This window comes from Neobacillus vireti, assembly GCF_036962345.1.
GTDB lineage: Bacteria > Bacillota > Bacilli > Bacillales > Cytobacillaceae > Neobacillus > Neobacillus vireti_A.
The window spans coordinates 1-20,218 of the sequence record NZ_JBALNB010000016.1 but is presented as its reverse complement, the minus strand read 5'-3'; the positions used below and the strand labels follow the sequence as shown (position 1 = coordinate 20,218).

The following is a 20,218-nucleotide window of genomic DNA, read 5'->3' as shown; positions in this document are numbered from 1 at the left end:
GTAAAAAGGCTTGTTCTAATTCATTTATCCATTACATAAAAATGTAGTAAATGGATGTACAAATGGATTGTGAGGGATGAATGATGAGCCAATATTATGAAACAAACTCTGTTAAAAGCACTGTTCCAGAGCATGATGTTATCATGAGAGGGAGAAAACTCCTCGATATAACAGGTGTTAAACAAGTAGAAAGCTTTGATAATGAAGAGTTCTTATTGGAAACTTCTATGGGCTTTTTAGCTATTAAAGGGCAAAACCTGCAAATGAAAAATCTAGACGTTGAAAAGGGAATTGTCTCCATTAAGGGAAAAATCTTTGATTTGGTTTATTTAGATGAACAGCATGGGGAGAAAGCTAAAGGGTTCTTTAGTAAGTTATTCCGATGACACTGTCTACCCAATTCCTTACCATGCTTTCGATGATCGGAATGGGGTCCCTGTTTGGAGCAATGTTTGATACCTATCAGCGATTCTTAGATCGTCCTAATCGAAATTCTTGGATTGTTTTTTTTAATGACTTGTTATTTTGGGTCATTCAGGCACTAATCATCTTTTATATTTTGTTCCTTGTTAACAATGGAGAATTGCGTTTCTATATTTTTGTAGCACTTCTTTGTGGTTTTGCTGCTTATCAGAGTTTATTTAAAGGTATTTATTTGAAATCACTTGAATTTATGATAAATACCGTAATTGCCATTTACCGATTTATGAGAAGGGCATTCCTGCTGATCATCTATAAACCTGTCCTAGGTCTCATCCAATTGGTGATATCCATAGTGATCCTACTTGGCAGGGGGCTTTTTTCCCTTGTTCAATTTGTTTTAAAGATTGTATTATTTGTTTTCAAAGTCCTGTGGACAATAGTTGGGAAAATATTATGGATTATATGGAAACTTTTGCCGAAAGGTATTAAAAAATACGTCGAGAAGTTATATAATAGAGCGGCAGGAATTTTTATGGAAATCAAGAATTACTTATTTAAGTTAATTAAAAAATGGAAAAAACCAAAAAAGTAAAGGAGGGATGGGAAATTGAGTACAGTTAGAGATAAGAATATAGCAAAAATCGAGACAACCTATGTACACCAGCAAGAAATAGCCGAAATTGCATCTGCTAGAAAAAGGAAATTACTTTATCGAAGACTTTCTTTATTTATAGTGTTTGCGGCCGTCATGTCTTATTTAATGATCAGTAGCTTTATTTCCCAGTCCTCAGCATTAGAAGAAAAAGTAGCTCAAAAAGAACAACTAGAGCAACAGCTGTCAGAATTGAAAAAACAACAGGAAATTCTAAACGAGGATATCGTCAAATTAAATGATGATGAATACTTGGCCAAGCTCGCTAGAAAAGAATATTTCTTCTCGGAAAACGGTGAAATTATCTTCAATATTCCTGAAGAGAATGAAGGTAAAAACAACCAATAACTAGTCTTATTGACACTTATTTTTCCCATTTTGTATAATATAAGATATGTATGATTTTTTTAATTCTTAAGGAGGAAAAATTTTTTTATGTCAATCGAAGTAGGCAGCAAGTTACAAGGAAAGGTAACAGGGATAACGAATTTCGGAGCTTTTGTGGAGCTGCCTGATGGCTCAACTGGACTCGTACACATCAGTGAGGTTGCTGACAATTATGTGAAAGATATCAATGATCATCTTAAAGTTGGTGACCAAGTAGAGGTTAAAGTCATCAATGTCGAGAAAGATGGGAAAATTGGGTTATCCATAAAAAAGGCAAAAGATAGACCAGAGGCTCAGCAAAGGTCCCACTCACACTCGAACTCCCATTCACAACGCCCTCGCCAGGGAAGACAGAATGATAGAAATGCTCCAAGAGCCGAGACGTTTGAGTCGAAAATGGCGAAGTTTTTAAAAGATAGTGAGGATCGTTTAACTTCTTTAAAACGCCACACTGAATCCAAACGTGGCGGAAGAGGAGCTAGAAGGGGTTAACTTGCTGTTTATTTGTTTGAATCTAGCAGACATTTAAATAATTTCCTATTTTGTAAGACAGGTCCTAGCGGCTTGTCTTTCTTGTTTTCGTTATTCTTATTGACAACTTTTCTTACTCTATGTATTATATAATTTGTGCCTAATACTTGGCGGTGTAGCTCAGCTGGCTAGAGCGTACGGTTCATACCCGTAAGGTCGGGGGTTCGATCCCCTCCGCCGCTATATAGAAAAGTGAAAGCGCCTTGCTCAAGGAAAAAAGCAGTTCATTTTTTCTCAGGGGCGACAGGCATAAGACGAGCCGGCATGAAGGTTGCTCTTTAACCTTCTTGACGGATTGGCTTATGACCCGAGCCCCTAGGCGTTGCAGCTAGACAGTACGAAAAGCGAAAGCGCCTAGGCGCAGCAGCTAGACATACGAAAAGGAAGTATCGATTTTTATAATCGGTGCTTCTTTTTTTTTATGTAAAAAACTCCGAATTCCGACAGCAAACCAATATTCAAACATTATTTGAATGAATATAGTGAAAACCGTCGAACAAAATTTTCTGAATGTTCACTAATTTGACAAACTTCTAATTCTATTAAACTTATAATAGCTGTTAACGAGAATTAATAGAGGAGTGTGAAAGATGGAAAAGCTAGAACGGAGTTTACTAGAACCGGTCGGAGAGGTTAACTTTCAATCCACTAAATGGACGTGGGAGAGTATCATAAAAAAAATCCAGTTAAAAGTTGAATCTTTCTTCTTAATAAAAGGTTATCTTTTACTTTTGGTAGGATTCTTACTAGGAAGGGCTTTGATATTGTCCACGCTTGCTCCCTTCAGTCTGCCATTCTTCGCTGCAGTCTTTTTAATAAAAAGGGATCGCTCCCCGCTAGCCTTAGTGGGCCTCGTTGCTGGAGCAGCCACCATATCCTTAAAGAATGCAGCCTTTACCTTCTTGGTATCGGTATTATTTCTAGTAATTTATCGGATAAGTGAGAAGTGGATAAAAAATGAAATGAGAATGATTCCATTTTTTGTGGCCATCATTCTTGGAATAGGGAAGTTTGCGGAAGCTTTTATTATTTCTAGACAATTGTCATTATATGACGCAATGATGGTTGGTGTTCAGGCAAGTTTGGCCTTTATCCTAACGCTCATCTTTTTACAGAGTATCCCCTTGTTAATTTTAAATAAGCGCAGGCAATTATTAAAAACAGAGGAAATTGTTTGTTTAATCATTATGCTTGCCTCCATTATGACGGGTACCATTGGGTGGAAAATTTATGATTTATCACTTGAACATATTATGTCCCGCTATCTAGTTTTAGTATTTTCATTTATTGCTGGTGCAACTGTCGGTTCGACAGTAGGGGTCGTAACCGGTTTAATATTTAGTCTTGCTAGTGTTTCAAGCTTCTATCATATGAGTCTGCTAGCCTTTTCAGGGGTGCTGGGCGGCTTATTAAAGGAAGGAAAAAAAGTAGGGGTTGCGATTGGACTGTTTATTGCCACTCTCCTAATTGGAATGTATGGCCAAGAGGGTGGTACAGAAAGCTTAACGATTACAATATTGGAGTCGGCCGCTGCAATTGTCCTTTTCCTGCTTACCCCGCAAGTATTTACTTCTAGATTGGCAAAATATATTCCTGGTACACCTGAGTATACAACTGAGCAGCAGAAATACATGAGAAAAATGCGTGATGTTACAGCGCAAAGGGTCGCTCAATTTTCCAATGTTTTTAATGCCCTTTCAAAAAGTTTTTCTCAAATGGAAGAAAAACCGGGTGATGATGACCATGAACGTGAAATGGACTATTTTATGAGTCATGTAACCGAGAAAACATGTAACACATGCTTCAAGAAGGAGCAGTGCTGGGCAAAGAACTTTACTTCAACCTATGGCTACCTTGAGGAAATTATTCATGAGATGGACCAAAACGATGGGGTAGTTTCAACAAGACTATCACGAGAGTGGGACAAGTACTGCACCCGATCGAAAAGAGTATATGAGGCCATTGGGCAGGAACTAACCTTTTATCAAGCTAACCAAAAATTAAAGAAACAAGTTAAAGAAAGCAGGAAGCTGGTTGCAGACCAACTTCTTGGTGTATCAGAAGTAATGGAAAATTTCGCTAAGGAAATTCAGCGCGAAAGGGAGAACCACCATAAACAGGAAGAACAAATAATGGAAGCGATTCAAGCTTTCGGAATGCATGTCGAGCATGTCGAGATTTATAGTCTAGAATCCGGTAATGTCGATATTGAAATGTCTGTTCCGTTCTGTAATGGGCATGGTGAGTGTGAAAAATTAATAGCCCCAATGCTATCTGATATTCTTGGAGAACAAATTATTGTTACTTCTGAAGAATGTGCTGCCTATCCAAATGGTTTCTGTCATGTAGTCTTTCGTTCCTCAAAAGCCTTTACCGTTGAAACCGGAATGGCTCACGCTGCAATGGACGGAGGCTTTGTATCGGGTGATAGCTATTCAACGATGGAATTAGGTTTGGGGAAATTCGCCATTGCTATTAGTGACGGCATGGGGAATGGCGAAAGGGCTCATTATGAGAGCAAAGAGACATTGCAGCTGTTACAAAAAATACTTCAATCAGGTATTGAGGAAAAGGTGGCAATTAAATCTGTTAATTCCATTCTTTCGCTGCGAACGACTGATGAAATTTTCGCAACATTAGATCTAGCTATGATTGACCTGCAAAACGCTTCAGCTAAATTCCTAAAGATCGGTTCAACTCCAAGTTTTATCAAAAGGGGAAATAAAGTAATTAAAATTCAAGCAAGCAATCTGCCGATTGGTATTTTAGAAGAATTTGAGGTGGATGTAGTAAGTGAGCAGTTAAAGGCAGGAGATTTGCTTATTATGATGAGTGATGGAATATTTGAGGGTCCTAAGCATGTGGAGAATTATGACTTGTGGATGAAACGGAAAATACAAGAGTTACAAACAGACGACCCTCAGGAAATTTCAGATTTAATACTGGAAGAAGTGATTCGTTCCAGAGATAACATGATTGGAGATGATATGACCATAGCTGTAGCGAAAATAAAACATAATACCCCTAAATGGGCAAGTATTCCTGTTACAAAGATGAAGAAAAGAGCTTAATCAACTATTTTGTCCGGTTTATCCCTTCATTATGTATAAATCCCCTCCACCGTGTCGAAAATGGAAGTAACTCGATAAGTGGAGGGAGAATGAGTATGTATACAGGTAAAATTCGTCAGATTCTATTAATAACGGATGGCTGTTCGAATCAAGGGGAAGACCCTGTTGCCATGGCCGCATTAGCGAAAGAACAAGGTATCTCCGTAAATGTAATTGGCGTAATGGAGCAGGATGTAATTGATGAAAAGGGAATGACGGAAATTGAAGGAATAGCAATGTCCGGTGGCGGAGTTAGTCAAATTGTTTATGCTCAAGCCCTCTCCCAAACCGTTCAAATGGTCACACGGAAAGCAATGACACAGACCATTCAAGGTGTGGTAAACAGGGAATTGCAACAAATTCTTGGTCGTTCACAAACCATTGAAGATCTTCCTCCTGAAAAAAGAGGGGAAGTAATGGAGGTAGTCGACGAACTTGGAGAGACTGTCGAATTAGAGGTGTTGATTCTTGTCGATACCAGCGCAAGTATGAAACACAAGCTTCCTACGGTTAAAGAAGCACTACTTGATCTTTCTCTAAGCTTGAATGCACGTACAGGTGATAATCAGTTTGCTGTTTTTGTATTTCCCGGGAAAAAGAATGATGTCGAAAAAATTCTAGATTGGACGCCAAAGCTACAATCTTTGACAAGTATCTTCTCTCAACTGACAACAGGAGGTATTACCCCCACAGGTCCTGCTATCCGAACAGCACTTTCATCATTTAATTCAAAACGATCATTAAGGAGCCTTATGGACGGTGATGATGAATCATTCCTCGAAGAGTCGATGTAAAGTAAATCCTGGCACAGTAATCACTGGGAAATGGCATTCGAACAAATATACCATTTTAAAGGAATTAGGATATGGAGCAAACGGCATTGTCTATCTTGCGAGGTTTAAAAATACGCAGGTAGCGTTAAAGATGAGCGATAACGGAATGTCCATTACCTCTGAGGTCAATGTATTACGATCGTTTGCAAAGGTCCAAGGGTCAACCCTCGGACCTTCTTTACTTGATGTCGATGATTGGACTAGTAATCGCGGGCAGATTTCTTTTTATGCCATGGAATATATACAAGGACCTGACTTGTTGACCTTTATCCAAACAAAAGGCAAATCATGGACAACGGTTCTTTTTCTTCAATTATTAAAGGACTTGAATAAATTACATGATAATGGCTGGGTATTCGGAGACCTAAAGCCAGAAAACCTAATTGTTACTGGACCAACCCCAAGAATACGGTGTATAGATGTCGGCGGAACGACACTAAAAGGAAGAGCCATTAAGGAATTCACTGAGTTTTATGATCGAGGATATTGGGGACTTGGAACAAGGAAGGCAGACCCTGCCTATGATTTATTTGCAGTTGCTATGATTATGATAAACACAGCCTATCCAAAACGATTTAATAAGACAACAGGCGGATTATCGCAGCTTAGAGAAGCGATAAGGAGACAAAAAGATTTACTTCCAATTGAAAAGGTCATCGTTAAAGCACTTCAGGGACAATACGGAAGTGCGCTTCAAATGAGAACGGAATTAATGTCATTATTTATTGATAAGGAAAGCCATGACCCATTGTCTAAATCAGCGGCAGCTAGTAACAAAAGTACGATACAAAAACAAAAATTCAGCACATCAGGCATGCAGCAACAACCTAAAACCAGACAGATTTACCGAAGAAAAAAGAAAAAGAGCGGTTGGATGGAAACGCTCATCATCACGATTTTCCTTGCGTTTATGTACTCTTTGTATGTATTTCAAAAACTTCTATGATTTTTGAAACTAAAGGCTACATAAAACGTATAAGAGTGAAGGACACAAAGGCCTAATCCATTAGGTCTTTGTTTTTGATAGATTAGTCATAAAAGTGGTAAGCTAGTGGTATTCAAAAATTTTTAAACTATTTTTTAAGGAAGAATGCATAATGTTTGAAACTAAGGTAGGAGCACTACTTAATCGCCACTCATTTCAACTTGAGAATAAAAAAATAGTGGTTGGTGTTTCAGGCGGTCCAGATTCTCTGGCATTGCTGCATTACTTATGGGAACAAAAGGAAAATCAAAACCTTTCTATTGTAGCAGCACATGTTGATCATATGTTCCGTGGTCAAGAGTCGTTTGAAGACGCTTTATTTGTAGAAGATTATTGTAAACAAAATGGCATTCCATTTGAAATGGCACGAATCAATGTCCCTGAAATCATTGAGAAAACGAAGAAAAACTCGCAAGTTGCATCAAGACATGCAAGATATGAGTTTTTTGAAGAAATTATGGAAAAATACAGTTATAACTATCTAGCACTAGGTCACCACGGGGATGATCAGGTGGAAACCATTTTAATGCGTTTAACAAGAGGAAGTTCTGCGGCTGCAAGAGCGGGTATTCCGTTCATGAGACCTTTTGGAAAAGGGTTTATCTTTCGCCCTTTCTTAGCTTTAACAAAGGTGGAACTTGCAGAGTATTGTCAGAAACAGAACTTGGTGCCAAGAATAGATCCAAGCAATAAAAAAAATATTTACAGCAGGAATCGTTTCCGTAACGAAGTACTCCCTTTTTTAAAGCTCGAAAATCAACATGTACATGAGCATTTTCAACGTTTTAGTGAAGATGTCCAGAATGATGAATTACTTCTTCAGGAATTAACTGTCCAAAGAATGAATAAAGTAATGAAAATAAGAGAAAAAAATAAAATCACGTTTGATATTCTCCGTTTTTTAGAAATGCCAATTTCTTTACAAAGAAGAGGGATTCAACTAATATTAAACTATCTTTACCAAGTTATACCTGTGTCACTTTCGGCTTTACATATTGATCATGTTCTATCTTTAATTCAAAATCAGCATCCTTCAGGAATCCTGGATTTTCCCAACGGTTTAAAAGTCATTCGATCATATTCGCTTTTATCATTTCAATTTGAAGTAAGCGAGGCATCTCCGTATTTCTTTGAATTATCGGGGCCTGGTGTAATTGATTTACCAAATGGGGCAAGAATAAGAATGGATGTTATTAATGATAAAGAAAACATTGATAAAGAAGGTTGTTATGCACGATTTCCTACTGACAAGATTAAGCTGCCCATTGAGATTCGAACGAGAAAAACAGGGGATCGCATGAACCCTAAAGGAATGACAGGAACAAAAAAGCTAAAAGATATTTTTATTAATAGTAAAGTTCCTCTTCAGGAACGAGATACATGGCCGGTCATTACTGACAAAAATGGGTTGATTCTTTGGCTTCCTGGAATTAAAAAATCAGTATTTGAAGGCATTAATCATTCAACAAGTCAGTATATACTACTCACATATTATAAGTAATGATTCTTCTAGGAGGCACAATTAATATGAAACAGGATATTGAAAAAGTATTATTTTCTGAAGAAGAAATTCAGGAGAAAGTTAAGGCGTTAGGAGCTCAATTAACAGAAGAGTATCAGGATCGCTTCCCGCTCGCAATCGGTGTCCTGAAGGGTGCAATGCCATTTATGGCTGATTTGCTAAAACGAATGGATTGCTACTTGGAAATGGATTTTATGGATGTATCAAGCTATGGCACTGCCATGGTAACATCAGGGGAAGTGAAAATCCTAAAGGATTTAGATACATCTGTTGAAGGCAGAGATATCCTAATCATTGAGGATATAATCGATAGCGGATTAACATTAAGTTATCTAGTTGATTTGTTCCGCTACCGAAAAGCAAAGTCAATCAAAATTGTTACTTTACTTGATAAACCAACAGGAAGGAAGAGTGCAATAAAAGCAGACTATGTAGGTTTTATTTGCCCCGATGAGTTTGTGGTCGGTTACGGATTAGATTATATCCAAAAATACCGAAACCTTCCATATATTGGTGTATTAAAACCGGAAGTATATAGCGATAACCTATAAGTGAAACTAAAACAGTATTGCATTTTCAAAATGGTGAACCCAGTTAAAAGTAATATAAAGAATTGGAATGATTTTCTATGATACTATCTAAAAAAGTTTTTATCGTGGGAGGAGGTAAGAGATGAATCGGATTTTCCGTAATACCATCTTTTATTTATTAATATTTTTAGTCATTATTGGCGTGGTGAGTTTCTTTAATGGAAGCAATGAACCAACGGATAACATTTCTTACAATGAGTTTGTTGACCATTTAGAAAGTAATGAAGTGGATTCATTTTCTATGCAGCCTGAACGTGGAGTATTTGAAGTTCGGGGGAAGTTTGAAAAAGGGGTAAAAGACGGGAAGAACTTCCTAACTTACGTCCCTAATAGCGAGAAGATTCTTGAGCGTATCGACGCTGCAGGCTCTAAGGTTGAGGTCATGCCTGCTAAGGAAACAAGCGGCTGGGTAACATTTTTCACCTCCATTATTCCATTTGTGATTATCTTTATTTTATTCTTCTTCTTGTTAAACCAAGCTCAAGGCGGCGGCAGCCGAGTTATGAACTTTGGTAAGAGTAAAGCAAAGCTTTATAATGATGATAAGAAGAAAGCGCGATTTAAGGATGTTGCTGGAGCAGATGAGGAAAAGCAAGAATTAGTTGAAGTGGTAGAGTTCCTTAAAGACCCTAGAAAGTTTGCTGAACTTGGTGCGCGTATTCCAAAAGGAGTCTTGCTTGTTGGACCTCCAGGAACAGGTAAAACATTACTTGCACGTGCGGTAGCAGGTGAAGCTGGCGTGCCGTTCTTCTCTATAAGCGGTTCAGACTTCGTTGAAATGTTTGTTGGGGTCGGTGCATCCCGTGTACGTGATTTGTTTGAAAATGCTAAGAAAAATGCACCTTGTATTATTTTTATCGATGAAATTGACGCAGTTGGCCGTCAGCGTGGCGCAGGTTTAGGCGGCGGTCACGATGAACGTGAGCAAACATTGAATCAATTGCTCGTTGAAATGGATGGATTCGGTGCAAACGAAGGAATTATTATTATTGCGGCTACAAACCGCCCAGATATTCTTGACCCTGCATTACTACGTCCTGGACGTTTTGACAGACAAATTACGGTTGACCGTCCAGATGTTAATGGACGTGAAGCAGTACTTAAAGTACATGCAAGAAACAAGCCTTTAGATGAAGCGGTAAACTTAAAGAATATCGCTATGCGTACACCTGGTTTCTCAGGTGCAGACTTAGAAAACTTATTAAATGAGGCAGCATTGGTCGCTGCACGTCAGAATAAGAAGAAAGTGGATATGGAAGATATTGATGAAGCAACTGACAGGGTGATTGCAGGACCTGCGAAGAAGACTCGTGTTATTTCTGAAAAAGAACGCCGAATTGTTGCTTTCCATGAAGGCGGACATACCGTAATTGGTTTAATTCTAAATGAAGCAGACATGGTTCATAAGGTTACCATTGTACCTCGTGGTCAAGCCGGCGGTTATGCGGTTATGCTTCCAAGAGAAGATCGTTACTTTATGACGAAGCCGGAATTACTTGATAAAATCGTTGGTTTATTGGGTGGGCGTGTTGCCGAAGAGATTGTCTTTGGTGAGGTAAGTACAGGTGCTCATAACGACTTCCAACGTGCAACGGGAATTGCCCGTCGAATGGTTACTGAATTTGGTATGAGTGACAAGCTTGGTGTTGGACAATTTGGTCAAGCGTCTGGCGGTCAGGTATTCTTAGGACGTGACATCCATAATGAGCAAAACTATTCTGATGCCATTGCCTTTGAAATTGACCTAGAAATTCAACGAATTCTTAAAGAGTGTTATGAAAGAGCTAGAACCATTCTTACGGAGAATCGAGATAAACTTGATCTGATTGCGAAGACACTTCTTGAAGTTGAAACGCTAAATGCAGAACAAATTGAATACTTAATTCAAAATGGCCGTATGCCGGAATCTGCTGCAGAGCTTGAAGGATTTAAACCTGTGGAAACGAAGAAAATTGATGATGTAAAAGTAAATATCAGCACGAAGAAGGATCAAGAACCACCTAGCCAGCCTTCTGAAACTGAAGAGAAATAGAATTTTTAAAAAGAGTGCTTATAATGGCACTCTTTTTTTCACGATGAAAAATAATTGTGATATGATGTTTGCAGTGTAACCAATATAGAAATGCGTAGGGCGCCTTCAGAACAAGCACAAAGCAGCTTGTTCCTGCGAAGGTTATTCTAGGGAGTTTTCCTTAGGCCTATCGGCGGCAGGCATAAGTCTAGCCGGCATGAAGGTTGGTTTTTACCTTCTTGACGGTTTGCTTATGACCAAGGAAAAAGTGGTTCTCTTTTTCTTTGAGCCGATGGCGCCCGAAGCTAGACAAGAAAAATCAGAAAAGTGAGTGATTCTTTTGATTTTCGTATTTGACGTAGGGAATACCAATACTGTTTTAGGTGTATATAAAGGGGAAGAACTAAAATATCACTGGCGTATTGAAACGAATAGAAACCGAACGGAAGATGAAATTGGGATGATGATTAAATCCCTATTTGACGCATCAGGACTTTCATTTTCGCGAATAGATGGAATTATTATTTCTTCCGTTGTTCCGCCTATCATGTTTGCTCTAGAAAGAATGTGCCGTAAGTATTTCAATCTTACTCCGTTAGTTGTAGGACCAGGCATCAAAACAGGGCTAAATATTAAATATGAAAACCCTAGAGAAGTAGGAGCAGACCGAATCGTTAATGCCGTTGCTGCCATCCATGAATATGGCAGTCCGTTAATTATCGTTGATTTTGGAACCGCTACAACTTATTGCTATGTTAATGAACAGCGTCAATATATGGGTGGGGCTATCGCGCCAGGTATTGGAATCTCGACAGAGGCTCTATATTCCAAGGCGGCAAAACTCCCTCGGATTGAAATCGCACGTCCTGAAGGTGTCGTAGGGAAAAATACAGTTGCTGCTATGCAGGCTGGAATTGTCTATGGGTATGTGGGTCAGGTAGAAGGTATCGTTAAAAGGATGATTGATCATAGTGAACAAAAACCGACCGTCATTGCTACTGGGGGATTATCTGCTCTAATTGCTCAAGAGTCGAAGATGATTGATATCGTCGATCCATTTTTAACATTAAAAGGCTTACAGCTAATCTATAAGAGAAATATGGATACTATAAGAAATGCGTAGGGCGCCTCGGAACAAGCAAAGGGCCGCTTGTTCTTGCGAAGATTATTCTTGGTATTTTCATTAGTGTTAATCGGTGCCTGGAGCTAGACATAAAAAATAACAACTTGAAAGGAGTTACATAATGAGTGATTATTTAGTAAAAGCACTGGCCTATGATGGTCAAATTAGGGCGTATGCTGTACGTACCACAGAGGTGGTGTCTGAAGCACAGCGCCGGCATGAAACGTGGAGGACAGCTTCTGCAGCCCTAGGGCGCTCCCTGACCGCAGGTGTAATGATGGGGGCAATGTTAAAGGGTGAAGACAAATTGACGATTAAAGTCGATGGAGGAGGCCCAATTGGTGTCATTCTTGTCGATAGTAATGCAAAAGGCGATGTCCGCGGTTATGTAACAAATCCACAGGTTGACTTTGAGGCAAATGAGCACGGGAAGTTAGATGTTCGCCGTGCGGTCGGCACTGATGGGACATTGTCAGTTGTGAAGGATACGGGTCTCCGTGATTTCTTCTCAGGCCTTGTTCCGATCGTATCAGGTGAGTTAGGGGAAGATTTCACTTATTATTTTGCTACTTCCGAACAAGTGCCTTCATCTGTTGGTGTAGGTGTGCTGGTAAACCCGGATGATTCTATTTTAGCTGCCGGCGGATTTATTTTTCAGTTAATGCCTGGAATTAAAGATGAAACGATTACCAAGGTAGAGGAACGATTAAAAACCATCCCGCCAATTTCAAAATTAGTTCAACAGGGGCTTAGTCCTGAGGAAATATTAGAGGAGCTTTTTGGTAAGGAACAGGTAGATGTCCTAGAAACCATGCCTGTTCAGTTTAAGTGTGTGTGTTCAAAAAATCGCTTTGCGGATGCCATTGTCGGCTTAGGGCAAGGTGAAATTGAGGCTATGATTGTTGAAGATGGACAAGCAGAAGCTCACTGCCACTTTTGTAATGAAAAATATCTCTTCACAAAAGAAGAACTAGAGGAATTAAAGAGTCAGGCGAAATAGTTTTTAGGGGGAGGAGTAGTTGAGGCGTAAACAGCTATGGAGCCTTATTGCGGCACTTATTTTTGTGAACTGTCTTACTATTGCCTTTTTACTTTCGAAAATGAAAGAGGTAAACGGTACTCGGGTCAGTGAAGAAGTCGTTGCTACAGTGGGGAAAGTGGACATTACAAGGCAAGATTGGCTCAATGAATTAGAGTCGAGATACGGAAAAGATGTACTTAAGGACATGATTGATCAAGTAGTCATAAAAGAAATGGCAGCAAAATATAAAATTAAAGTATCTGATCAAGATGTAGAACGGGAATATAGAATTCTTCAAACCACATACAGTTCGCCAAGTGAGAATAAAATGACGACAGAAAAGAAGTGGAAAGAACATATTCGGAATAGTCTTCTAAAGGAAGAAATCCTGACCAGAGATGTAAAGGTTTCTGAAAAAGAGATGAAAGCTTATTATGAAGAAAATAAGGAGCTCTTTAATATTCCTACAGCCTATCGTGTGTCCCATATTATTGTCGAAACAAATGAAGAGGCAGAAGTGGCGATTAAAGAATTATCGCAAGGATCAAGTTTTTCTGCACTCGCAATGGAACGCTCAATCGAAGAATTTTCCGCAAATGAAGGCGGAGATATCGGTTATTTGGTAGAAGGAGAAGAACGATACCCTTCTGACTATCTACAAGCAGCAAAAAAGTTGAAGGAAGGTGCCTGGAGTGATCCTATCAAGGTAGAACGAGGTTTTGCAATCGTGAAACTTGACGGTATCATGAAGGAGCAAAAGTATTCCTATAAAGATGTAAAACAACAAATACGCCGAGAAATTGCACTTGAACAAATGAAAACTTCAGCCTCTGCGACAACCTTTTGGGAAGAAGCGAAGGTGGACTGGTTTTATGGCAGTAAAGGTGCAAACTAAATGAAGCACAGAAAATATTTCTGTGTTTTTATATTCTATTTGGAGCATCGTAAATTGAAAAAATAGGAATTTTTACTCAGCAAAGTGGTTGACAAAACTAGTAGAAAACTGATAAATTTATTATAATACCAATAAAATTACTCGGAATTAAGAAAGAGGTGCTCTAATGGTACGCGTAGCAAATTCAGTCGCAGAATTAGTTGGTCAAACTCCTATTGTAAAATTAAACAGATTAGTAGATGAAAATAGTGCAGAAGTTTATTTGAAACTTGAATATTTTAACCCTGGCAGTAGTGTAAAAGACCGTATTGCTTTGGCAATGATTGAAGCAGCGGAAGAAAAAGGTTTAATTAAGCCTGGTGTCGATACAATTATCGAGCCAACAAGTGGGAATACAGGTATCGGTCTAGCTATGATTGCTGCAGCAAAAGGATATAAAGCTATTTTTGTTATGCCTGAAACAATGAGCTTAGAAAGAAGAAACTTGCTGCGTGCGTACGGAGCTGAGTTAGTTCTAACTCCTGGACCTGAAGGAATGAAAGGTGCGATTGCAAAGGCGAATGCACTTGCAGAGGAAAATGGTTACTTTGTTCCTCAGCAATTCGAAAATGAAGCAAACCCTGAGGTTCACCGCAGAACAACTGGTAAAGAAATTGTGGAACAAATGGATCAGGTAGATGCTTTTGTAGCGGGAATCGGTACAGGCGGAACAATCACAGGTGCCGGTGAGGTTCTTCGTGAGAAATTTCCAAATGTAAAAATTTATGCAGTTGAACCGACGGATTCACCAGTTTTATCAGGAGGTAAACCAGGACCGCACAAGATTCAAGGTATTGGCGCAGGTTTTGTTCCAGCAGTCCTTGATACGAAAGTCTATGATGAGGTCATTCAAGTTCAAGCTGAAGAAGCTTTTACTGCTTCTCGCCGTGCTGCTAAAGAAGAAGGAATACTAGGCGGTATTTCTTCCGGTGCAGCCATTCATGCAGCTTTAGAGATTGCTAAGAAGCTAGGAAAAGGTAAGAAGGTACTTGCTATTATTCCTGACAATGGCGAACGTTATTTAAGTACTCCTCTTTACCAATACGAAGGTTAATAAAAAATATCAGAGGGGTTGTAGCGTATGCTATAGCCCCTCTTTTTTTGCATTAAAAAACAAACTTCTTGTATGATGTAAGAAGTAAATTAAAATAAGGTGGTTAAAAAGATGCAGACAGCAGGAATAAAATGCGGGCCATATACATTGGATTTCGATAAAAAAACCATCATTATGGGGATATTAAATGCTACTCCAGATTCCTTCTCAGATGGCGGTAAATACAACAATTTAGAGATTGCCGTTGCCCGTGCAAAAGAAATGGTTGAAAATGGTGCCGATATTATTGATATTGGCGGTGAATCCACCCGTCCTGGTTATACATTGATATCAGAAGAGGAAGAAATCGAGCGAGTTGTCCCTGTTATTGAAGCCATTTCTAAAGAAGTGAGAGTCCCTATTTCCATTGATACGTATAAAGCTAAGGTTGCTCAAAAGGCAGTTGAAGCGGGTGCACATATAATTAATGATATTTGGGGTGCAAAAGCGGATGAACGTATGGCAGCTGTTGCTGCAGAATACAAGGTTCCGATTATCCTCATGCATAATCGCCATGATCGAAATTATTCTTATTTTATAAGAGACGTGTTAAATGACCTGTACGAAAGTATTGCGATGGTAAAACAAGCAGGTGTACAGGATGATCAAATTATTCTAGATCCTGGAATCGGTTTTGCGAAAGACCTGAATGAGAATATTTTGATGATGCAGCACCTAGATACATTAACGGCTCTTGGTTACCCTGTTCTTCTAGGAACCTCTAAAAAATCCATGATAGGCCAGGCACTTGATTTGCCGGTAGAGGAAAGAATGGAAGGGACAGGGGCAACGGTATGCTATGGTATCCAAAAAGGGTGCCAAATCATTCGTATCCATGATGTCAGGGAAATGAGCCGGATGGCAAGAATGATGGATGTTCTAATGGGGAAGGGTGTCAGCCATGGATAAAATACTTTTAAACCAAATGGAATTCTACGGTTATCATGGCGTTTTTCCTGAAGAAAAGAAACTTGGACAACGATTTATTGTCGATATGATGGTTCTAGTAGATTTGAAAAAGGCCGGAGAAACAGATGAGCTAGAGTATTCAGTAAACTATGGTGAGCTTTTTCAGGTATGCAAGCAAATTGTGGAGGGAGAGCCTTATAAGCTTGTAGAAGCTGTTGCAGAAAAAATTGCAGGGACCGTTTTGAGTCAATTTTCACTTATTTCTGAAGCAACCGTTAAAGTAATAAAGCCAGATCCGCCAATTCCTGGCCATTATCGATCTGTTGCAGTAGAAATTACAAGGAGAAGATAAAAATGGGAAATACAGCATTTATTGGACTTGGGTCTAACATCGGAAACAGGTATGATTATCTATCGAAAGCAGTAAAGCAGCTCGCAAATCATCCGAAAATTAATTTAGTAAATTATTCCTCCATTTATGAAACGGATCCCGTTGGTTATGAGGAACAAGATTTATTTTTAAATATGGTGTTAGAGGTCGAGACTTCTTTGAATGCCCATGAATTACTGGATTATTGTTTAAAAGTAGAATTAGAACTTGGGAGAAAAAGGGAAATTGTTTGGGGCCCGCGAACTATTGACCTTGACATTCTCCTTTATAACCAAGAAAATATTGAAACAGAGAAGCTTATTGTTCCGCATCCACGGATGCTAGAGAGGGATTTTGTCATGATTCCTTTGTCAGAGATAAAACCAGACCTAATTATTCCAAATATAGAAAGACCACTTACAGCATGGATCAATGAATTACCTAACAAAGAAGGAGTCCGAATATGGAAGCGGAAAAATGGGGAAGACGTATTCGAGCCTATCGGAAGCTAAAGGGTTATACACAGGAGAGCTTCGCGAAGGAACTTGGTGTATCAGTCTCGATAATGGGAGAAATTGAAAGAGGGAACCGACTGGCTACAGGTGATTTACTGAAGAAAATTGGTTCCACTTTAAATATAAGCCTGGAAGAATTATCACCAAATGACTAGAAAGGGAGGTGTTGAGAGCATGATAAAAATCGGCAATATAGAATTGAAAAATCAAGTCGTTTTGGCACCGATGGCCGGTGTTTGTAACTCTGCCTTCCGTTTAACGGTGAAAGAATTTGGGGCTGGTCTAGTTTGTGCGGAAATGGTCAGTGATAAAGGAATTGTCCTTAAAAATGAAAAAACGATGAATATGCTTTACATTGACGAACGTGAAAAACCACTAAGCCTGCAAATTTTCGGCGGTGAAAAGAAAACCCTTGTTGAAGCAGCGCAATTTGTAGATAAAAATACAAATGCGGATATTATTGACATTAATATGGGTTGTCCTGTTCCTAAAATCACAAAATGTGATGCTGGAGCAAAATGGCTGTTAGACCCGAATAAAATATATGAAATGGTATCAGCTGTTGTGGATGCTGTTGAAAAGCCCGTAACGGTTAAAATGCGTATGGGCTGGGATGAAGACCATATCTTTGCAGTTAAGAATGCACAGGCCGTTGAAAGAGCCGGCGGACAAGCGGTCGCACTTCATGGCCGTACCCGCGTTCAGATGTATGAAGGAAAAGCGAACTGGGACATTATTAAGGATGTTAAGCAGAATATTAACATCCCGCTTATTGGAAATGGTGACGTACAAACTCCGCAGGACGCAAAAAGGCTGCTTGATGAAACCGGTTGTGATGGAGTCATGATTGGCAGAGCGGCGTTAGGAAACCCTTGGATGATTTACCGTACGGTTCAATTTCTTGAGACAGGTAAACTAATGGGCGAACCATCCGTTCGTGAAAAAATCGATGTATGTATTCTACACCTAGACCGACTAATTGCTCTGAAAAATGAGCATATTGCGGTCAGAGAAATGCGTAAGCATGCGGCGTGGTATTTAAAAGGGGTAAAAGGAAATGGGCAAGCTAGAAATGCAATCAATGAATGTAATACACGCGATCAGTTGGCTGCCCTTTTAAATGAATTGGCTGCAGAAGTTGAAGCGAAGGAAAGTCAAGTTACCGCAGGATAAATTTGACTTTAATAAGCTCTTTTTCTATAATACTTTTGTTTGAGCATAAGGCTGCCAGTGAAATACTGGCAGTTTTTATTTATAAATAATCTTTTTTAATGTCTGAACTGTCAAGTTTGTGTAAAATAATAAAGTATGTAGAAAAAAGCAAATGCACAGGCGTTAATCCGAGGTTTACATAAAAGTCGTAATTGGAGTTGATTAGTATGAGTCAGGAAGAATTAAATGACCAGCTGCAGGTCAGACGTGAAAAAATGAATGATATGCGTGAAAAAGGGTTCGATCCGTTTGGTAAACGTTTTGAACGTTCTCATAATATCAAAGAATTAGTAGAGCAATACGGTGAATTAGAAAAGGAAGATCTAGAAGCGAAAAATATCTCTGTTACACTTGCAGGTCGGATGATGACCAAACGTGGGAAGGGTAAAGCAGGATTTGCTAATATTCAAGACCTAACGGGACAAATTCAAGTATACGTTAGAGTCGATGCGATTGGTGAAGAAGCATATGAGGTCTTTGACTCTTCTGATTTGGGAGACATCATTGGGGTAAATGGAACTTTATTTAAAACAAAGGTTGGCGAGTTATCTGTTAAGGTTCAAAACTATACGTTCTTAACAAAGGCACTTCGTCCATTACCTGATAAATTCCATGGCCTTAAAGACGTGGAGCAGCGGTACCGCCAGCGATATTTAGATTTAATTGTCAGCCAAGAAAGCAGAGAAACCTTTATTACTCGAAGTAAAATTATCCAAGCTATGCGCCGTTATCTTGATAACAATGGTTACCTGGAGGTTGAAACGCCGATGATGCACTCGATTGCCGGAGGTGCGTCAGCAAGACCATTTATCACTCACCATAATGCACTTGATATGGAACTATATATGCGGATCGCAATTGAACTTCACTTAAAACGATTGATTGTCGGCGGACTAGAAAAAGTGTATGAAATTGGACGAGTGTTCCGTAACGAAGGTGTTTCTACCCGACACAACCCAGAGTTTACGATGATCGAGCTATATGAGGCATATGCAGATTATCAAGATATTATGAGTCTGACTGAAAATCTAATTGCGCACATCGCTCAAGAGGTCTTAGGGACCACAACTGTCCAATACGGAGAATATGAAGTCAACCTTAAGCCGGAGTGGAAAAGGTTGCACATGGTTGACGCTATAAAGGAATATACAGGAGTAGACTTCTGGAAACACATGAGCGTTGAAGAGGCTCGCTCGATTGCTAAGGAACATGGCGTAGAAATAACTGAACACATGCTATATGGCCACATCGTCAACGAATTCTTTGAGCAAAAGGTAGAAGAAAAGTTAATCCAGCCTACTTTTATTTATGGCCATCCGGTTGAGATCTCTCCACTTGCTAAGAAAAATGAGGAAGATCCAAGATTCACTGATCGGTTTGAGTTATTTATTGTTGCCCGTGAACACGCTAATGCTTTCACCGAGTTAAATGATCCAATTGACCAAAGGGAGCGTTTTGAAGCACAGTTAAAAGAACGTGAGCAGGGAAATGACGAAGCTCATGAAATGGATGAAGACTTTGTAGAGGCGTTAGAATATGGTATGCCGCCAACAGGAGGTCTGGGAATTGGAGTCGACCGCTTAGTGATGCTGTTAACTAATTCACCTTCCATTCGTGATGTGTTATTATTCCCGTTAATGCGTCATCGATAATAATAGATGAAAAAAAGCACCAGGCACCTGGTGCTTTTTTATTTTATGTATAAAAAGTAAACTGAAAATTATTATTTTAATATATTTGATAAATATGTTGAAAAAGATATTGCACAGTTGAATGAATGGTGGTATATTTATTTTTGTTGTTGCGAGACAGCATGTTTTAAAAAATAATTTTTAAAAAGTTATTGACTTCAGGTTGATAACTTGGTAAGATAATAAAGTCGCCTTTGAGCGATGAATACGAATCGCTCGTTGAACTTATTATAAGAAGAAGTGATTCAGTGATGTAGCTTTGTTCTTTGAAAACTAAACAAACAATAACGTCAACAAACAATTTTT

The 20,218-nt window shown here is 39.1% G+C and carries 20 protein-coding genes and 1 tRNA gene; all 21 read left to right on the top strand.

Going from position 1 to position 20,218, the window contains the following annotated elements:
- Positions 1-83: 83 nt before the first annotated feature.
- A complete protein-coding gene (yabP, locus tag V7108_RS19450) occupies positions 84-386 on the top strand; it encodes a sporulation protein YabP (RefSeq protein WP_090767943.1) in 303 nt (100 codons plus the stop codon).
- Positions 383-1,015 carry a spore cortex biosynthesis protein YabQ gene (gene yabQ, locus V7108_RS19445; RefSeq protein WP_335515780.1) on the top strand — a complete coding sequence of 211 codons (633 nt, stop codon included), beginning with the start codon at positions 383-385 and terminating at the stop codon, positions 1,013-1,015. Before yabP ends, yabQ begins: the two co-directional genes overlap by 4 nt.
- Positions 1,016-1,030: 15 nt before the next feature.
- Entirely contained in the window at positions 1,031-1,423 is a 393-nt protein-coding gene (locus V7108_RS19440; RefSeq protein ID WP_335515783.1) for an FtsB family cell division protein, read from the top strand.
- Positions 1,424-1,510: 87 nt separating this feature from the next.
- Complete coding sequence (locus V7108_RS19435) at positions 1,511-1,954, top strand: S1 domain-containing RNA-binding protein (protein ID WP_335515786.1); 444 nt, start codon at positions 1,511-1,513, stop codon at positions 1,952-1,954.
- A gap of 148 nt (positions 1,955-2,102) precedes the next feature.
- A tRNA-Met gene (locus V7108_RS19430) sits at positions 2,103-2,176 on the top strand.
- Positions 2,177-2,583: 407 nt separating this feature from the next.
- Complete coding sequence (gene spoIIE / locus V7108_RS19425; RefSeq protein ID WP_335569136.1) at positions 2,584-5,064, top strand: stage II sporulation protein E; 2,481 nt, start codon at positions 2,584-2,586, stop codon at positions 5,062-5,064.
- A 95-nt stretch (positions 5,065-5,159) separates the two neighbouring features.
- Positions 5,160-5,897: a vWA domain-containing protein gene (locus V7108_RS19420; RefSeq protein WP_335569135.1), complete on the top strand. Its 738-nt coding sequence runs from the start codon at positions 5,160-5,162 to the stop codon at positions 5,895-5,897.
- Entirely contained in the window at positions 5,866-6,882 is a 1,017-nt protein-coding gene (locus V7108_RS19415) for a serine/threonine protein kinase (RefSeq protein WP_335569150.1), read from the top strand. Before V7108_RS19420 ends, V7108_RS19415 begins: the two co-directional genes overlap by 32 nt.
- Before the next feature lie 151 nt (positions 6,883-7,033).
- Positions 7,034-8,422: a tRNA lysidine(34) synthetase TilS gene (gene tilS, locus V7108_RS19410; RefSeq protein ID WP_335515795.1), complete on the top strand. Its 1,389-nt coding sequence runs from the start codon at positions 7,034-7,036 to the stop codon at positions 8,420-8,422.
- 26 nt (positions 8,423-8,448) lie between these two features.
- Positions 8,449-8,994: a hypoxanthine phosphoribosyltransferase gene (gene hpt, locus V7108_RS19405; RefSeq protein ID WP_335515798.1), complete on the top strand. Its 546-nt coding sequence runs from the start codon at positions 8,449-8,451 to the stop codon at positions 8,992-8,994.
- A gap of 121 nt (positions 8,995-9,115) precedes the next feature.
- Positions 9,116-11,065 carry an ATP-dependent zinc metalloprotease FtsH gene (ftsH, locus tag V7108_RS19400; RefSeq protein ID WP_335569134.1) on the top strand — a complete coding sequence of 650 codons (1,950 nt, stop codon included), beginning with the start codon at positions 9,116-9,118 and terminating at the stop codon, positions 11,063-11,065.
- Between the two features lie 319 nt (positions 11,066-11,384).
- Complete coding sequence (locus V7108_RS19395) at positions 11,385-12,167, top strand: type III pantothenate kinase (RefSeq protein WP_335516272.1); 783 nt, start codon at positions 11,385-11,387, stop codon at positions 12,165-12,167.
- A gap of 121 nt (positions 12,168-12,288) precedes the next feature.
- On the top strand, positions 12,289-13,167 hold the full coding sequence (gene hslO / locus V7108_RS19390) for an Hsp33 family molecular chaperone HslO (protein ID WP_335569133.1): 879 nt from the start codon (positions 12,289-12,291) through the stop codon (positions 13,165-13,167).
- Positions 13,168-13,186: 19 nt separating this feature from the next.
- The gene (locus tag V7108_RS19385) at positions 13,187-14,083 is read left to right on the top strand and encodes a peptidyl-prolyl cis-trans isomerase (protein ID WP_335516266.1); all 897 of its coding nucleotides are present in this window, start codon (positions 13,187-13,189) and stop codon (positions 14,081-14,083) included.
- A 166-nt stretch (positions 14,084-14,249) separates the two neighbouring features.
- On the top strand, positions 14,250-15,176 hold the full coding sequence (gene cysK, locus V7108_RS19380) for a cysteine synthase A (RefSeq protein WP_335516262.1): 927 nt from the start codon (positions 14,250-14,252) through the stop codon (positions 15,174-15,176).
- Between the two features lie 111 nt (positions 15,177-15,287).
- Positions 15,288-16,124: a dihydropteroate synthase gene (gene folP / locus V7108_RS19375; protein ID WP_335516259.1), complete on the top strand. Its 837-nt coding sequence runs from the start codon at positions 15,288-15,290 to the stop codon at positions 16,122-16,124.
- Positions 16,117-16,476: a dihydroneopterin aldolase gene (gene folB / locus V7108_RS19370; RefSeq protein WP_335516256.1), complete on the top strand. Its 360-nt coding sequence runs from the start codon at positions 16,117-16,119 to the stop codon at positions 16,474-16,476. Before folP ends, folB begins: the two co-directional genes overlap by 8 nt.
- A 2-nt stretch (positions 16,477-16,478) precedes the next feature.
- Positions 16,479-17,006, top strand: a complete 528-nt coding sequence (gene folK, locus V7108_RS19365; RefSeq protein ID WP_335516254.1) for a 2-amino-4-hydroxy-6-hydroxymethyldihydropteridine diphosphokinase — start codon at positions 16,479-16,481, stop codon at positions 17,004-17,006.
- On the top strand, positions 16,958-17,164 hold the full coding sequence (locus tag V7108_RS19360) for a helix-turn-helix domain-containing protein (protein WP_335516252.1): 207 nt from the start codon (positions 16,958-16,960) through the stop codon (positions 17,162-17,164). Before folK ends, V7108_RS19360 begins: the two co-directional genes overlap by 49 nt.
- A 19-nt stretch (positions 17,165-17,183) precedes the next feature.
- Complete coding sequence (gene dusB / locus V7108_RS19355; RefSeq protein ID WP_335516251.1) at positions 17,184-18,182, top strand: tRNA dihydrouridine synthase DusB; 999 nt, start codon at positions 17,184-17,186, stop codon at positions 18,180-18,182.
- Positions 18,183-18,388: 206 nt separating this feature from the next.
- Positions 18,389-19,873: a lysine--tRNA ligase gene (gene lysS / locus V7108_RS19350; RefSeq protein WP_335569132.1), complete on the top strand. Its 1,485-nt coding sequence runs from the start codon at positions 18,389-18,391 to the stop codon at positions 19,871-19,873.
- Positions 19,874-20,218 lie beyond the last annotated feature (345 nt).

Excerpts from the sequence above, each read along its gene's own strand:
- yabP (WP_090767943.1), top strand. The coding sequence starts at position 84 with ATGAGCCAATATTATGAAACAAACTCTGTTAAAAGCACTGTTCCAGAG.
- yabQ (WP_335515780.1), top strand. The coding sequence starts at position 383 with ATGACACTGTCTACCCAATTCCTTACCATGCTTTCGATGATCGGAATG.
- V7108_RS19435 (WP_335515786.1), top strand. The coding sequence starts at position 1,511 with ATGTCAATCGAAGTAGGCAGCAAGTTACAAGGAAAGGTAACAGGGATA.
- spoIIE (WP_335569136.1), top strand. The coding sequence starts at position 2,584 with ATGGAAAAGCTAGAACGGAGTTTACTAGAACCGGTCGGAGAGGTTAAC.
- V7108_RS19420 (WP_335569135.1), top strand. The coding sequence starts at position 5,160 with ATGTATACAGGTAAAATTCGTCAGATTCTATTAATAACGGATGGCTGT.
- V7108_RS19415 (WP_335569150.1), top strand. The coding sequence starts at position 5,866 with ATGATGAATCATTCCTCGAAGAGTCGATGTAAAGTAAATCCTGGCACA.
- tilS (WP_335515795.1), top strand. The coding sequence starts at position 7,034 with ATGTTTGAAACTAAGGTAGGAGCACTACTTAATCGCCACTCATTTCAA.
- hpt (WP_335515798.1), top strand. The coding sequence starts at position 8,449 with ATGAAACAGGATATTGAAAAAGTATTATTTTCTGAAGAAGAAATTCAG.
- ftsH (WP_335569134.1), top strand. The coding sequence starts at position 9,116 with ATGAATCGGATTTTCCGTAATACCATCTTTTATTTATTAATATTTTTA.
- hslO (WP_335569133.1), top strand. The coding sequence starts at position 12,289 with ATGAGTGATTATTTAGTAAAAGCACTGGCCTATGATGGTCAAATTAGG.
- cysK (WP_335516262.1), top strand. The coding sequence starts at position 14,250 with ATGGTACGCGTAGCAAATTCAGTCGCAGAATTAGTTGGTCAAACTCCT.
- folP (WP_335516259.1), top strand. The coding sequence starts at position 15,288 with ATGCAGACAGCAGGAATAAAATGCGGGCCATATACATTGGATTTCGAT.
- folB (WP_335516256.1), top strand. The coding sequence starts at position 16,117 with ATGGATAAAATACTTTTAAACCAAATGGAATTCTACGGTTATCATGGC.
- folK (WP_335516254.1), top strand. The coding sequence starts at position 16,479 with ATGGGAAATACAGCATTTATTGGACTTGGGTCTAACATCGGAAACAGG.
- V7108_RS19360 (WP_335516252.1), top strand. The coding sequence starts at position 16,958 with ATGGAAGCGGAAAAATGGGGAAGACGTATTCGAGCCTATCGGAAGCTA.
- dusB (WP_335516251.1), top strand. The coding sequence starts at position 17,184 with ATGATAAAAATCGGCAATATAGAATTGAAAAATCAAGTCGTTTTGGCA.
- lysS (WP_335569132.1), top strand. The coding sequence starts at position 18,389 with ATGAGTCAGGAAGAATTAAATGACCAGCTGCAGGTCAGACGTGAAAAA.